The 15872-nt window shown below is 51.0% G+C and carries 9 protein-coding genes, 1 pseudogene and 1 riboswitch; of the genes and pseudogenes, 8 read left to right on the top strand and 2 right to left on the bottom strand.

Going from position 1 to position 15872, the window contains the following annotated elements:
• Nucleotides 1–63: 63 nt before the first annotated feature.
• Both ACUZ8J_RS03960 and ACUZ8J_RS03955 read right to left on the bottom strand, forming a co-directional pair.
• Complete coding sequence (locus ACUZ8J_RS03960; RefSeq protein WP_446693133.1) at nucleotides 64–5367, bottom strand: PAS domain S-box protein; 5304 nt, start codon at nucleotides 5365–5367, stop codon at nucleotides 64–66.
• A 129-nt stretch (nucleotides 5368–5496) separates the two neighbouring features.
• On the bottom strand, nucleotides 5497–6855 hold the full coding sequence (locus tag ACUZ8J_RS03955) for an alanine/glycine:cation symporter family protein (protein ID WP_446693132.1): 1359 nt from the start codon (nucleotides 6853–6855) through the stop codon (nucleotides 5497–5499).
• A 150-nt stretch (nucleotides 6856–7005) separates the two neighbouring features.
• Nucleotides 7006–7131: riboswitch (glycine riboswitch) on the bottom strand.
• A 368-nt stretch (nucleotides 7132–7499) separates the two neighbouring features.
• On the opposite strand from ACUZ8J_RS03955, the pseudogene ACUZ8J_RS03950 reads away from it, so the two are divergent.
• The 8 genes and pseudogenes from ACUZ8J_RS03950 to ACUZ8J_RS03915 form a co-directional block, all read left to right on the top strand.
• A pseudogene (locus ACUZ8J_RS03950) lies at nucleotides 7500–8021 on the top strand (ABC transporter ATP-binding protein); the annotation flags it as partial.
• A 154-nt stretch (nucleotides 8022–8175) separates the two neighbouring features.
• The gene (locus tag ACUZ8J_RS03945) at nucleotides 8176–10839 is read left to right on the top strand and encodes an FtsX-like permease family protein (protein ID WP_446693131.1); all 2664 of its coding nucleotides are present in this window, start codon (nucleotides 8176–8178) and stop codon (nucleotides 10837–10839) included.
• Nucleotides 10836–12092 (top strand): lipocalin-like domain-containing protein, encoded by a 1257-nt coding sequence (locus tag ACUZ8J_RS03940; protein WP_446693130.1) that lies wholly within the window; start codon nucleotides 10836–10838, stop codon nucleotides 12090–12092. Before ACUZ8J_RS03945 ends, ACUZ8J_RS03940 begins: the two co-directional genes overlap by 4 nt.
• 221 nt (nucleotides 12093–12313) lie before the next feature.
• On the top strand, nucleotides 12314–12685 hold the full coding sequence (locus ACUZ8J_RS03935) for a type IV pilin protein (protein ID WP_446693129.1): 372 nt from the start codon (nucleotides 12314–12316) through the stop codon (nucleotides 12683–12685).
• A 1-nt stretch (nucleotide 12686) separates the two neighbouring features.
• Nucleotides 12687–13118 (top strand): GspH/FimT family pseudopilin, encoded by a 432-nt coding sequence (locus ACUZ8J_RS03930; protein ID WP_446693128.1) that lies wholly within the window; start codon nucleotides 12687–12689, stop codon nucleotides 13116–13118.
• On the top strand, nucleotides 13109–13516 hold the full coding sequence (locus ACUZ8J_RS03925; protein ID WP_446693127.1) for a type IV pilus modification PilV family protein: 408 nt from the start codon (nucleotides 13109–13111) through the stop codon (nucleotides 13514–13516). The genes ACUZ8J_RS03930 and ACUZ8J_RS03925 overlap by 10 nt, the downstream gene beginning before the upstream one ends.
• A gap of 2 nt (nucleotides 13517–13518) precedes the next feature.
• Nucleotides 13519–14061, top strand: coding sequence for a PilW family protein (locus tag ACUZ8J_RS03920; RefSeq protein WP_446693126.1), 543 nt, complete (start codon nucleotides 13519–13521; stop codon nucleotides 14059–14061).
• A 15-nt stretch (nucleotides 14062–14076) separates the two neighbouring features.
• Nucleotides 14077–15702 carry a DUF7305 domain-containing protein gene (locus ACUZ8J_RS03915; RefSeq protein WP_446693125.1) on the top strand — a complete coding sequence of 542 codons (1626 nt, stop codon included), beginning with the start codon at nucleotides 14077–14079 and terminating at the stop codon, nucleotides 15700–15702.
• Nucleotides 15703–15872 lie beyond the last annotated feature (170 nt).

The raw sequence follows: 15872 nt of genomic DNA, 5'->3' as shown, positions 1-15872 counted from the left end.
AACACTTTCACCTTATCCTGTGGCTTTATTTATGGTCAACTACCGCACCTCATTGACCGGTTGTCACGCTAATTCCGCAAGCACGTCATCTATCAAATCCACGGCTTCATCAAATTGGTATTGATTAATCATAGTCAGCGCAGGACTGAGCTGCTGCCATAACTTGCTACTCACTTGAGGTTTTAATGCATCGATTTGTGTCACCGCATCGGAATCGGCATCCTCTAAGCTTTGGCGCAACTGAGTTAAGGCGTTCACCAGCGCCTCCTGCGACAGATGCTCCGCCGTCGAGGGAGTGGACTCTTCAAACTGCGGCCTGACCCGCTCAATGGCATCACAAATCGACGCCACTAAGGTTTGGATTTGGTCTAACTCAGTTTGATATTCGCTCTTCTCACTAAGGTGCAGTTCTAGTTGGCGGGCCAATTCCACCAGCTTACTAGAGCTTAAGTTCCCCGCGAGCCCCTTCAAGGTATGCGCCATTCGCACGGCATCGTCACGTTTATCGCTGGCGATCGCTTTATTAATCTGTTCAACCACATTACGTTGACTGGTCACAAAACGATCGAATATCCGTTGATAAAGGCGAGTCGAGTTTTGAACTAACTGTAGCCCCCTATCGATATCCAGCTCAGGATGTTCGGGCCATTTCACTACTGAATCTGAATCTAAGTTGATAGGTTTAACAGGGATTTCAACTAATTGACTCGGTGCATCACCCTCGGCTGGTGGCACACCGCCACCTAAGTATTTAAGCAGGGTTTGATACAGCAAGTTGACCTCTATCGGCTTAGCGATATGATCATTCATCCCTGCTTTTAAACACATTTCCTTATCACCCGCCATCGCATTAGCCGTCATCGCAATCACGGGCAACTCGGCAAGTTCTGGCCGTTTTCTAATCGCCTGAGTGGCCTGATAACCGTCCATCACTGGCATCTGGCAATCCATCAACACCAGATCGAAACTCTGCTGCGCCAGCTTATCGAGCGCAATCTGACCGTTGGTGGCGATAGATAAAATAATCCCCACCTGTTCTAAAAACTCGGTGGCCACCTCAAGGTTCATCTCGTTATCCTCCACCAAGAGGATACGTTTGCCCTTAAGCGGCAGCAGAAGTTTAGGATCTATGCTCTCACTGTTACGTCTGACAGGCAGGACGCCAGCTCGACCAAGGGAATTCATAATACCATCGAGCAACCGCGAGGCACTGATGGGTTTACTGATATAGCCCGCTAAGCCCAACGCTTCAATTTGGCTTAAGAACTCTTGGGTAGCATGGGCCGACACCATCAAGATCCGCGGCGCGTTCTTCGCCAGTTGTTTGATCTGTTTGGCCGTTTCTATTCCGTCAAGATTCGGCATTTTCCAGTCGATCAGGGCGACGGCATATTCCTGCTGGCTACAACGCGTTACAGCCTCTTCACCGGAGCGCACCGTATCCACCCTAAAGCCCATGCTCTCTAATGTGGTGCGCATGATGTCACGGGCGGTAGCATTATCATCGGCAACCAGAATTGACATACCTTCGAGTTCTTGCGCAACCGTCAGCTTTTGACCGCTAGAAATCTGCAACTTAACGGTAAAGTAGAAGGTACTACCGTGGCCGAACTGGCTTTCAACCCCAATAGTGCCGCCCATCAGTTCGACTAACTGCTTACAAATCGCCAACCCTAAGCCTGTGCCACCATATTTACGAGTGGTCGAGGTGTCGGCCTGACTGAAGGATTTAAACAGTTTGGCCTGCTGCTCGGCGGTTAAGCCGATACCGCTGTCGCGCACACTAAAGCGCAGCACCACATCATCATTTTGCTGCTCAACCAAGTTGAGCGATAACAACACTTCGCCCCGCTCGGTAAACTTAATCGCGTTGTTCATCAAGTTGATCAGCACTTGTCCAAGGCGCAGCGAATCACCAAATAAGTGCCTAGGCACATTCGGCGCCACTGCAAACAGCAGTTCAAGCTGTTTATGGGCCGCCTTCTCGGAGAACATATCGCTGAGATCTTCCAACATAGTATCGAGCTGGAAGGGAACCGATTCGATATCTAACTTACCGGCTTCAATTTTGGAGAAGTCGAGGATGTCGTTAATGATGGAGAGCAAGGATTTTGAGGCGCGCTCAATTTTCTCCACATAATTTTTCTGCTTCTTATCGAGTTCCGTCTGCAAACAAAGCTGCGACATACCGATAATCGCATTCATTGGCGTACGGATTTCGTGGGACATGTTGGCGAGGAAGTCACCCTTGGCTTTACTCGCTGCATCCGCCTCTTCCTTAGCGACTAGCAGCTCGTTAGATAAGAGTTTTAACTCGGTCATATCGACCATACTGACCACGGCCGATTCAAACTGTTTCTGGCTATTGAACAGTGCCGACACATTGACCGTCATCCACAGCGGCTCACCATTGGGGCGAATAAAGCTGCGCTCGCCACGATAATGGTCGACTCGACCTTCGGCTAACTCCTTAAATTGCGCCTTAGCCGCTTCTTTATCCTGTAGGCTTAAGACCTCGAAAATCGACATGCCACAGAGGGACTCTCGGGATTGGCCCATGTCTTCACAATATTGGTCGTTACAGTCGAGGATCACCCCTTTGGCATCGACGTTCACAATACCTATGGTAGAACCATCGAATAGCGCCTTAAAGTGCGCTTCGCTGACCGCAAGCTCTTCCTCGATGGCCTTACGCTCGGTAATGTCCATCACATAGCCATTCCAGATAATGGCGCCGTCGTCGCTGATATGGCCGCTCGCCCCCGCCTCCATCCAACGAACGCTGCCATTAGGGTGGCGATAACGGAACTCGCGTACCCATTGCAATTTGTCCTCACTCTTGCCCGCTAAGGCGCGTACAACTTCGGGGCGTTCTTCTTCAAAAATCCGCTCTGCGATAATATTAAAGTCGTTCAGTAAATCTTCGCGGTGCAGCCCTAACATATGGAACGCCGCACCAGAGAGGAAGGTAAAAGTGCGATCCGCGGGGGAAACCCAACGCAATTGGTACACGGTACAAGGGATGGATTCGGTGATGTTAGTCAACTGCTGACGCGAACTCTCAAGCTCAACCAGTGCCAGCTTACTCTCGGTAATATCATCGATACTACCGTCGAACCACAGTGGGAAGCCCTCATCGGTGTAACTTGCCTTACCCTTTTCATGTACCCAGCGCACGCTGCCATCGCGGTGGCGAATGCGGTATTCCACCTCAAAGGTTTCCTGCTGCGCCAGCGCCCTATCGATATGCTGATGGCAGAGCTCACGGTCTTCTTCCAAGATCAACGAGGCGAAGGTTCGTTGGCGGCTCTCAATAAACTGGCTTGCGGCATAACCTGTAATTTCAGCAATGTTTTCACTGACATATTCCATCACCCACACATCACCGATGCGAGTGCGGTAGACGGCGCCGGGAATATTGGTCACCAAGCCGCGGAACCTTAATTCGCTGTCACGAATTTTTTGCTCCACCGCTAACTTCTGGGTCATATCCCTAATCGATGCTGCCACTTGGCGGCGGCCTTCATGATCGGCAGGTAAAATACTTAAGGCGATTTCAGCGACAAACTCCCCGCCATCGGCTTTGAGCGCCCGAACATGGCGCGCATTGGCCATAGGGCGATCGCGACCTTCTCGTAAAAATTGCAGGCGGTCGCGAGCGTGGTTGCTGCGCATGGTTTCGGGCAAAAGCGACTCAACCTGTAACCCCAACATGCTGTTAGCATCATAACCAAAGAGGAGCTGGCAACGAGTGTTACTGAAGACAATAACCCCCATTTGGTCCACGATTAGCATGGCCTCTGGCGCCGCTTCAAGCACGGCATTAGACCAAGCGGCGGCGGAGAACTGCTCCGTCACATCGGTAAATAACATCTCCACCGACATCAACTCGCCCGTATCAGAAACCAAGGGTTGCATAAAGAGGTCGAGCATACGTGGATGGCCATTGGCATCCTGCAATTCCACTTGGTGGGAGGGGACGTTTTGTCCCTTCAGGGCCAAGTCTGTGTATTCCCAATTCTTTTCATTTAAGGGATTGGCGGTAAAGAGTCGTTGGTACTTACGCTTGAGCAGCTCGGGCGACATGCCTAAGACCTTAGTGACACCCTCACTCACCTGCGCCAATTGCCCTGAAGGGTCGAGCGAGCAGTAGAAGGACTTATCGCTCATGCCATCAATCAGCCGAGCGAAGCGGTTACCCCGGGAGTCTAAAATCGCCTGCTCACGCTCGGCGAGAAGCTCTGCCATCTGGTTAAAGGTACTGCTTAAGGTGACTATCTCACTCACAGCGCCTTTGGGGATCGCTAACTGTTGGGCCTTACCCTGACCGAAGGCCAAAATGCCCGACTCCAACGCCTCAAGCGGCCGAGTCAAACGTTTAGCGGCGATATAACAGGTCAATATCAATAGCAACGTGAGCAAGCTGAGGTTAAGCACCACCGCAGCCACATCATCTAATAGCGTCGTAAACAACTGATGCTCTGGCACCATGACAATGACGCGCCATTTGAGCTTAGCGACCGAAGCCACACTGGCGAGGTAGACTATGTTCTTGTCATCCACAAACCGGGCTTGGCCATTGACCCCCTTATCCAATAGCGCCCAAAAGTCACTATTGCGGCGGGTGTTTCTATCGAGCCATTCGGCTGAGGTCACGGCGAGCACTTTCTCTTTATCGTTGTGGAAGATAAGCCGCCCTTGATCATCCAGCACCACTAATTCACTAGGCTGAACTCCCAATTGTTCGGGCAACTTATCGAGGGCTAAGTCGACTGTCGCCACCCCAAAGTAATCGTTTTCAGGACCAAAAGGGACTGAGTAAGTCACCATCAGGGTGTTACCGGCACCTTCGTCAAAGTAGGCTTTAGACCAATAGCCCCCCGGTTGATTAATGGCCTTAGACCACCAATCCCAAGAGCCGTCTGTGTAGTCATAACCTTCGGCGCCAATATCTAGATAATGGAAACTGTCACCATCGCGGTAAACATAGGGGGAAAAGAGTTTTTTATCGGGGAAGGTATAAGGTTTAAAGGCGACGGCGGAGCCGTAGAAATCGGGGTTACGTTCGAGGCGATTAGTGAGCACTCGTTTGATTTTCTCACTATTATTGATGCCCTCCTTATTGGAGATGAAACCAATAAAATCCGCAACACCTTGTGTATTGGCCTGTGCATGCTCAAGCAGTAGCTGTAAGCGATAGGCGGAATGATTCGACTCCTGCGCTAAGGAGTCGTATAGCTTGCGCTCGGCAGAAAGGTAATTAAACCAAGAATTAATGCCATATACGCCGGCCATGATTAAGATCAGTGGCAGTGCGATATGGGATAGGATCTTGCTGCGAAAGGTGCGGAGTTTACTTCTGTCCATGGCGTCGCCTCAAAGTTCTCGTTTTTAAAGTGCTATTTTTTGAACAGCACCTATTAAAGTAAACGAAGAACCTTGCGGCGACAATGTCAAAGTTAAAATAATGTGAACTAATATATTGTTTTCACAACATTAATAAATTGGGTCTAATGTACGGTTTGAGAGTGTCCGAACAAAATAGCTTTGGGTTTCGGCAATGATGACGTGCCTTAACCCAATAATCGCAATCAAATTCGGGATCGCCATTAAGCCGTTGACCGTGTCGGCCAATAACCAGATCACATCAAGCTTGATAAAGGCGCCGACCGCAATCAGGCCTAAAAACAGCATTTGATAGGCCCGCAGCCCACGTTCGCCCACTAAATAGTACCAGCAACGTTCACCATAGTAGTGCCAGCCTAAAATGGTCGTAAACGCAAAGCAGACCAAGGCGATGGTGACTAAATACTGACCGATGGCCGCCGAGCCGCCTAAGCTAAAGGCCGCGCTAGTCATGGCTGCGCCTGCAGTATCGCCGCTCCAGACACCAGTGATAATCAGCACCAATCCCGTCATAGTGCAGATGATGATAGTGTCGAAAAAGGTGCCCGTCATACTGACTAAACCCTGTTCAACTGGCTCATTGGTTTTCGCCGCCGCGGCGGCAATTGGCGCGCTACCGAGGCCTGATTCGTTCGAAAACACCCCGCGGGCAATCCCCATTTGAATCGCCTGCGCCACAGTCGCGCCTAAGAATCCGCCCGCCGCCGAGACTGGCGTAAAGGCCGACTCCACCACTAACTGCAATGCGGGTAAAATCGATTCGGCAAAACTCACTAAAATCCATATACAAGCCAGCACATAACCAATCGACATCGCTGGTACTAACTTTTGCGCCACGTTGGAAATACGCTTCACCCCACCTAAGGTCACCGCCGCGACTAACAGGGTGAGCACCAGTGCCGTCGCCCAAGTGGGCACCTCAAAGGCAATGGTCAGGGCATCGCTAATTGCATTCACTTGGGCAAAAGTCCCAATCCCGAAAAACGCTACCCCTACGCCAAACAGGGCAAACAACTTCGCCATCCAATGTATGCCCAGACCACGCTCGATGTAATACATGGGGCCGCCCGCAATTTGCCCGCGCGCATCGGTAGTGCGATATTTTACCGCCAACATACATTCGGCATACTTAGTCGCCATGCCAAAGAAGGCCGCCAACCACATCCAAAATAATGCTCCTGGGCCGCCCATCTTAATTGCGGTTGCCACCCCAACAATATTGCCCGTACCAATGGTGGCGGACAGCGCCGTGCATAAGGCGGCGAAGGAAGATAGATCCCCATGCCCTTTGGCGGGTTTAAACAATAAACCAAGGGCCATTGGCAGACGAAATACTTGGATAAACCGCAAACGCAAGGTGAGATAGATGCCCGTGCCCACAAGTAAACATAGGGTAACGGGCCCCCAAACGATACCGTTCAGGCTGCTGAGTAAAGCTTGAAAACTCATGATATTCCTCAATTATTAAACAACTAAATTAATAAAGGAGGAGGAAAAGAAATGGCTGTGACACACCGCTGCCAGCCTAAAGAAAGACTATCACCCAGCCAATAAAGGCAGGGTAAAGTCCAAAAGACAAACGACAGGGACCGTGCAGTCATCCTCTCCTCTGTCCTTTTGCCTGAGCGTTTCGCAGAATGCATCCATCGACGCACCTACTTTCGCCTTCGGCGCCACCTATTATCGCGATTTAACGCAATCGGTAGTCTCTCCAGAGGCTCGTCCAGTAACAGTCCACGCCTTGCGGCACCTGAAAGAGTGCTTTGTATCGGGAAAGATCCCAAAACAAAGTTGCCTCGTCGGTGTGGGGTTAATTCCCCACTCTCCTGCTACCTTCATCCGAACGGATTGTTAAATCGATAGTCCGCTATCGATTTAACAGGGCGCACAGCATGCAACAAACACAAAAATAGCTCAAGCCCATTCGCTCACAGAATGCGAGCTAAACGCCACAATTGCAGAAAATTTAAACAGCATAAAACCTAAGTCTGAATCGATGCAAAGTGAACCTTAAGGGCCAAATAGCAGTATCTATCAGAAGATAAAATGTTTTATCTTTAGTCGGGCTAAATGTTGCCAGGGTGGAAGGATAAATGTCAGAAGTAGCCAAACTTATCCAAGTGAGTAAAAGTTTTCGCGACGGCGAGCAGCGCCATACCGTACTGCAAGCCGTCGATTTAACCTTGCATCGCGGTGAGACCATCGCACTCACGGGCCCCAGCGGCAGCGGTAAAAGCACACTGCTAAATTTAATCGCAGGCTTTGAAACGCCAGACAACGGCCAGATAGTGTTGAATCATCAATCCACCCAAGATTGGCAAGACAAACACTGGAGCGAGTTCAGACGCAACCATTTGGGCGTGGTGTTTCAACAATTTAATCTGCTGACGCCGCTCAATGTGAGAAACAACATAGGTTTTTCACTCAATCTCAACGGCGCCAGTTGGAATCCTTGGTGCGATTATCTCGTCGACAAATTGGGGCTGGCTTCACTGCTCAATCGGCAGGTCGAGGCACTTTCAGGCGGGCAACAGCAAAGGGTTGCTATCGCCAGAGCCTTAGCCCACAACCCGAGTTTACTGCTGGCCGACGAACCCACGGGCAACCTCGATGATGAATCGGGTAAACAGGTGATGTCGCTGCTGTGCGAACTGGCCAAAGAAAGCCAAACCAGCATACTTATGGTCACCCACAGTGAAGAATGCGCCGCCTTTATGCACAAACGCTGGCATCTTTCCCACGCCGCTGTGTCTATCTCCGGTTAACTAGATGATGAATCCAGCATTAACCCCTAAGGCCAATCACAGCCAAACCAGAAACCGCCCATGGCTGCGGATCTATTGGGTACTAAAGGTCTTTGTCGCCCACTATCGCCACGCGCCGCTGCAAGCGGGTGCCATTTTGCTTGGCCTTGCCCTCGCCGTGACTTTGCTTATCGGGGTTAAAGCCACCAATGATAATGCCATTCGCAGCTACAGTGAGGCCACAGAACTCTTGAGCCAGCGAGCCGATGTGCTCTTAAGCGCGCCGATTGGCCAAGAAACCCTCGACGAATCCGTGTATTTCAGCCTGCGCCAAGCGGGCATAAGCCAAAGCCTTGCGGTTGTCAGTGGCAGAGTGGCGGGCCTGAACGGCCAGTTCTGGCAAATTGAAGGCAGCGATATCGTCGCCGCGCTGACGGCGAGCCTAAGCTCAAAAGAGGGACAAAAGCACAAAACCAGCACAAAGCAAGCAGCCAATCCTAGGATGTCGATGGGAGCACTGCCGCTCGCCGAGTTAATGAGTGGTGAGCCGATAGTGGTTATGAGTCAGAGCCTTGCCAATAAGATCGCGCCCAATGGCCAACTCGCCCTCGCGCCCGTGTCTTTTGCACCAGACAAGCTTAAGGTCATTAGTATCGATGATAGCTGGGGGCTAGGCAGTGCGATTCTGACCGATATATCCCTCGCCCAAACGTTGCTCGGGATGCAAGGCAAACTCAGCTATATCGCCCTATTCAGTGACAGGGATAAGCTCCCCACCTTAAAGCAGCGGCTCGAAACCTTAGGTATTACGCCGCTTCGCGCCAGTTACAGTCAACAGGATCAAGGCCAAGCCTTGATGGCGCTTACCCGCAGCTTTCATTTAAACCTCAATGCGATGAGCATGTTAGCCTTTGTGGTCGGACTGTTTATTGCCTATAACGGTGTGCGTTACAGCCTGATGAAACGCCAACGTCTATTAATCCAATTGCTGCAACAGGGCTTAGCACGGCGCGAAGTCATGCTTGCCCTACTTGGCGAGTTGCTGCTGTTGGTGGTGCTAGGCTCGCTAATGGGATTTATCTTAGGATTACAGCTCAGTCACTGGTTGCAACCTATGGTTGCTATGACCTTAGAGCAGCTCTACGGCGCCCACTTGTTGCCGGGGATTTGGCAATGGCGTTGGTTGGCCGAAGCGATAACCCTCACCTTAGTCGCCGCCCTAGCCGCCTGTTTACCCTTGTATTTTGACTTAACCCGCCAATCCCTTGCCCAAGGCGCTAATCGTTATCAACAAACGCAGGCCCACAACAAAACCCATGGCAGGCAGTTTATCTTAGCCTGCAGCCTGCTCATGCTCGCCGCAATACTCATGCCCTTCAGCCAAAGCTATAACACCAGTTTGGTATTGTTGGGCATGGTTGCCGTTGCGATTCCATTGTTATTACCACAAGTCTTGCATTGGGGCGTTAGCTTGCTGCTGCCATTGACTCGCCCCGGACTTAAGCAATATCTCCTCGCCGAAACCCGCGAGCTTATCGCGCCACTGTCCCTCGCCATGATGGCGATACTGCTGGCACTGAGCGCCAATGTGTCGATGAACACCTTGGTCGGTAGCTTCGAGCAAACCTTAAGAAGCTGGTTAGAAACCCGTCTGCATGCCGATTTATACCTGCGCCCCAGCGCCAACCATATGGCCGAAGTGCGCGATAAATTAAGCCAAGATCCTCGCCTAAGTGGCCTGTATCAGCAATGGCAAGTGGAGGCCGAAGTCTCACCCCAAGGGGCGGCGCAAACTATCCCAGTCAACCTAATTAGCCGAGATGATGCATCTATTCAACACACCAGCACACTCAAAGAAAGCTTGCCGGATCTCTGGCAAACCTACTTTGACGGACATTACGTGTTAGTCAGCGAACCTATGGCCATTAAGTATCAGCTGCAACTCGGGGATACTGTGGCGCTAAACGTGTTGGACAAAACCGCCAATAATCCCGTTGTGATCGCGGGGATTTATTACGACCATGGCAATACCCGCAATGAGCTCATCATCAGCCATAAGCTATGGCAACAGGCGCAGCTACCCGTGTTACCCATTAGCCTTGCGGCCAGTTTCCACTCTGTCGAGCCGGGAGTTCAAACAACAGCGACTCCGCGCAAACTCAGCGAGGCAGAGCTAGATGAACTGCAAGGGCAATTGGCCGTTACATTGGGCTTAGCGCAGGCGCAAATTTACAGCCAAGCCAAGATTAAGGCTCAGGCCATTGCCATGTTTAAACGCACCTTCTCAATCACCTTAGTGCTCAATAGCTTAACTTTGCTGGTGGCTGCCATAGGGCTATTTAGCGCCTGCTTGATGTTAACTCAAGCTCGACAAGCGCCATTGGCAAGACTGTATTCCCTCGGGGTGAGTCGCAGTAAGCTACGAACTATGGTGTTCAGCCAAATGCTGCTGGTCGTGGTCATCACCTGCCTGATGGCCATGCCTACGGGCGCACTGCTCGGGTATTTATTAATTGATAAAATCACCCTGCAGGCCTTCGGCTGGACAATCAAGATGATCTGGGATTGGTTTGCCTATGGAAAAGCCATCCTCATTGCCCTAGTGACCTGCACCTTAGCCGTACTCTTACCGCTTTACTGGCAAACCCGCAGGCCCTTAATCGCCAGTTTGCAGCAGGAAACCCTATGAGCGCACGCGTACATCAAACCAAGGTTTGGCGAGTTAATCAATCAGCGTCTGCAACGCGATTTAAGATCAGCACAAGCGCAGGCTTTATCTTGAAGAGTGTCATAGGTGGCTTACTGCTTGCGACAATAAGCGGCTGCGATCACGCGCCTGCAACGACCGAGCCTCAATCCATGGGTTCTATGCTTGGGCAAGCAAGCGCAGATAGCCAAAGTTTTGCTAAGGTGACGCCAGGAAACCACTTTCAATTTCCTCAAGATCACCTCGCCCATCAGGATTTTCGTCAAGAATGGTGGTATCTCACCGCCAATTTAACCACAGAGAATGGTGAGCAACTTGGTGCCCAATGGACGCAATTTAGGGTAGCGCTAAAACCTAAGCACACTGAATCGCAAAACGTGGAACCTAATCCTAAGTCCACTTGGGCGACTGAACAGCTCTATTTTGCCCATAGCGCACTCACCTCCAGCACTTCTCACCTCGCCCATGAGAAATGGTCGCGGGCGCATCCATCACTTGCTGGAGTGAGCGCAGATCCCTACCAAATTCGCCTCGATAATTGGCAATGGCATAGTCAGTCAAATGAGTTATTCCCTGCAACTTTGAGCGTTGCAACCGACGACTTTAGTTATCAACTCGAGCTTAACAGCCAAGCGCCACTGCAATATCAAGGGGATAAGGGTTACAGCATTAAGAGTCGCGACGGCAAAGTCGCCTCTTACTACTACAGCCAACCCTTTATCACGATTCATGGCGAAATCACCCGCCATATCAAGATCAATGGCCGAATGGACAACCGCGTCGAGAAAGTCACAGGCCAAGGCTGGCTAGATAGAGAATGGAGCTCGCAGTTTTTAACCAAGAGCCAGCAGGGCTGGGATTGGTTTGCCCTTAGGTTAGATGATGGTTCGGCGCTGATGCTATTTCAGCTCAGGGAACAATCCTCCGATAAAGTGCAAACACAGTCAGCCTTTTACAGCGCCAGACGAATGTTTGCCGATGGCACCGGACGCAACATCAATTCCCGCGATACCCCCGATGGGATAAAAATGACCCCACTCGAGTGGCAAACCACCAGCACGGGTAAATACCCAATTCGCTGGCAAGTGCAAATCCCAAGCGAACAAATCGACATCCTCATTTCCCCTTTAAATCCCAATAGTGCCATGGCGTTATCCACCCAGTATTGGGAAGGGCCGATTGGACTTAAAGGCAGCCATAGCGGCACAGGTTATATGGAGCTGACGGGCTATTAATCTCCAGTTCAAATGTGATCTCCATATCAAATACAGCGACTTAACACGCATTATTCTCATACTATCGATTGCAAATGCTGTTGAATTTTCACTCAGTGATTGCATTTCGATGAAAATCCCAATAAATTAATGTGACAACGCTGTCAAAACAATTAAAACAACAAGATAATCATCATAATCACGGACGATTCTATTCAGTTCAATAACACAGGGAGGGGTGGATGAGCGCTTTACGTAAAGGGTTTACCCTGATTGAACTGATGATCGCCCTCGCCATTATCGGCATTCTTGCCGCCATTGCTATCCCATCGTTTAATGAGTACTTAAAACAAGGTCGACGCTTCGATGCACAGCAATATCTCGTCAGTAGTGCCCAAGCGCTAGAGCGCCATTATTCCCGCAACGGTTTTTATCCCGATTCGCAGAGTTTAACCAACAGTGCCTATTACAGTTTCAGCTATACGCCCACGACAGATAAATTAGGTTTTAGCCTCAAGGCCGTGCCCACAAGCCGTCAGTCTGACTCCTGCGGCACCTTAAGCCTCGACCACAAAGGCGTACGCACCCCCGCAACCCATTGCTGGACCCACTAAGATGATACGAACTACTGCTGGGTTCACCTTAGTTGAATTGCTGGTCACTATCGCCATCATAGGTATCTTGGCGAGCCTCGCCCTACCTTCCTATCGGGATCTGATCGCCAGAGAAAGCCTCACCACCACCGCAAATGAATTGATTTCCTGTTACAAATTCGCCCGCGGCGAAGCCATCAAGCGCAATCAGGCGGTGACACTCGAAGCGACTGAAGATGGGCGCTGGCTGGTCATCAGCAATCAGGAACAACTCAAGGTCTTTAGCCCATCGAACCGCGGCGTCAGTATCGATGGCTTTAACACCCTCAATATCAATGCTACAGGCAACACCACTAAAACCCAGATGAGCCTCGAAAACACCCAAGGTGAAACGCTCAATCTGTGCATCTTGCCAAGCGGGCAAAGTTATCTACAGGAGGCGGCATGCGCATAGTGGCACTGAGTAATAAACAACAAGGCTTTACCATGACCGAAGTGCTGATTTCGTTAGTGGTGTCGGTCACTTCGCTACTAGCGCTAGGCAAAGCGCAGCTATCTTCATTGCAGCATGCGACCAACAGCTTCCAGTATACGGTCGCCACCATTCAAGCACAGAATGCCATTGAAAGGATCTGGCCGAGGATCTGCGATATTCAGCGCCAACCCGCACGCTTTGAAGATGTCAATTTTAGGGCCAGCCTCAGCCAAGATATGCCCAGCGGCTTCAGCTTAGTGCTACCGAACACTTATCAAGACACTATGCCCATCACTGTCACTTGGCAGGACGGCCGCATTGAGGACAATAACAGTGTAAGCCTCAACGCCAGTTTTCCGCACTTATGCCAGGTGTAGTTATGTCCTTAAGCGCGAAGCAACGGCAAGCGGGTTTTAGCTTATCTGAGCTAATGATCGCTATGGTGCTTGGGCTGATTATTATGCTGGCCGTGGTCAATTTTTTCGCCCCGCTCAAAGCCACAGTGGAAGAAAGTAAACGCCTAGAAGACGCCGCCGATGCGCTGAGGTACGCCACCCTTAGCCTCAGCAAAAGTGTTAAACGTGCATCAAGTATCGTATCCCTCAGCGCTAATGAGTTAGTGCTCGCAGTTGCAGCATCCCCAGCCCAGCCGAGTTTAACTTGCCTAGGAACCAGCAAAACCAGCGATTACAACGAAACCTACCGTTTTGACGCCCCCAATCTGAGCTGCGACGACGGCGATGGCGCTCAGGTGTTACTCACAGGGCTAGAATCGACCCGTTTTGCACTGAATGGCGAACTGGTGACTGTAGTACTCAAGCCCGAAAAACTCCCCGCGCAATATGGCCAAGGGATCCAGCTCGATATCGCCCTGCGTAAACCCCTATGGCAACAAGCCCTCAACAGCCAACAGAACCCATAAAGCAAGGAAGCCATAATGGACAATCTAAGACCAGCTCTAGGCAATAAGGAACATGGCGCGGTACTGCTTATCGTCTTAGTCTTCAGTCTGTTAGCGAGTTTGCTGGTGGTCACGTCCCTCAGGGATAATCTAGTGCAAGAGCGACTGAGTGGTAACTTTCAAAAGCAGGTCAATGCGCAGCTACTCGCCGAACAGGGAATGCACGAGAGTTACAACCAACTCAAAACTCAGCTGCAGCGTGCGCCCAATCAAGGCCTGCAAACCCTTTATGAGCAACTCCCCGCCGAAGCCGATGGCAGCCTCGAAGGCAGCAGCTATGCCCTCGAAAACGGCCAAATCGCCGGGGCCGATCTTAGCCTCGACAGTCGTGGCAATCATTTAGAGGGTGAGGCCAAACTCAACGCCCAGTTCACACTGCAGGGCAGTCACGGAAATACGATTTTCAATGATGCGATTGTGTCCTGCGAAAGCTTAAACCTTACCGGCAGCAGTAGCATCGATGGCTACGATTCCCGTAAAGGCGCCTATGGCGATAGCATCAGTAACAGCCAAGGTGGCAGTGAGCTTAATCAACATGGCAAAGGCAATGTCACCACCATAGAGCCCAATGCCAATATTACGCTCACGGGCAACGCGCCAATTTACGGCGATGTTAGCGCCACGGGCAGCGTCACCCTCACTGGCTCGTCGGATATCCACGGCAGCATTCAAGCCAATAATGATGTCACCCTGGGCACAGGGACCATAAGCGGGAATGTCGCGGCGGGCAATAACTTTAACTTGGCGAATAGCGGCACGGTGGAAGGTTCGGTCAAAGCCAATAATAATGCCGCCACGGCGCCCAAAGCCCAAGTGAATGGCGCACTGCAATATGGTGGCGACGGTAACTTTCATCAGGACAGCCAGATTGGCAACCTAGTCAACGCGCGCCCGAATGTGCCACCCGTGCCGACAAAATCCTGCGATCCATTGGATATTGGCGCTGTGATGGGCGGCTTTAAGATGCCAAATAACGGCGCGCGCAGGATTGATTCCAACGCTAATGTCACTATCACGCCATCGGGGTCGAGTAAGACCGAACTCGGCTGGAAAGGTGATTATTTCCCGAGCCTTACCCCCACGTCAGAAAACATCTTCGGCAGTGACACCCCTGTATTTAACCTCGACAGCTTAGTCATGAGTGCCGATGGTGTGCTCAATATCAGTGGCGGCGATGTCACCCTGATAGTTAATGGTGACTTTAAGATGAGTGGCTCGAATCAGCTAAATATTGCCCCGGGCTCAAGCCTTACGCTATTTGTGGGCGGTGAAGTCGCCTTTACGGCGGGGACAAACAACGGTAACAACATTAAGGGGCAAACCCTGACCGACAGCAACAAGCCGCCACTGTCTATTTTTTCTGGCTCGGATAAGGATGTCACCGTCAGCGGTAATGTGCCGATTTATGCCGCGCTCTACGCCCCCAAATCTAAGGTTAATCTCCCCGGCGGCCCTGAGATTTTCGGCTCGGTGAGGGGCAAATCCATCACTGCGACTGGAAATGGAAAAATCCACTATGACAATGCCTTAGGCGCAGCCGACTTAGGCGAAGGTAATGCGAATCCCGCGGTCATCCTGCTCAAGCAATGGCAATATTTATAGAGCTAATTCCCACGTTTAACTCACTCGCTTGCTCCCTCTCCAAAGGGATAGGGATTGTGTAAATTTCAAACTGAGAGTTAGATCACGCGCAAAACTTTGATCCCGATCGACTATCCCCGCCAATACCTCTTGCGAGGTATACCCACATTTTTTATCAGGTCTAGACTCAC

The organism is Shewanella sp. Koi 1 (assembly GCF_052907445.1).
This window is presented reverse-complemented; position numbering and strand designations above follow the sequence as displayed.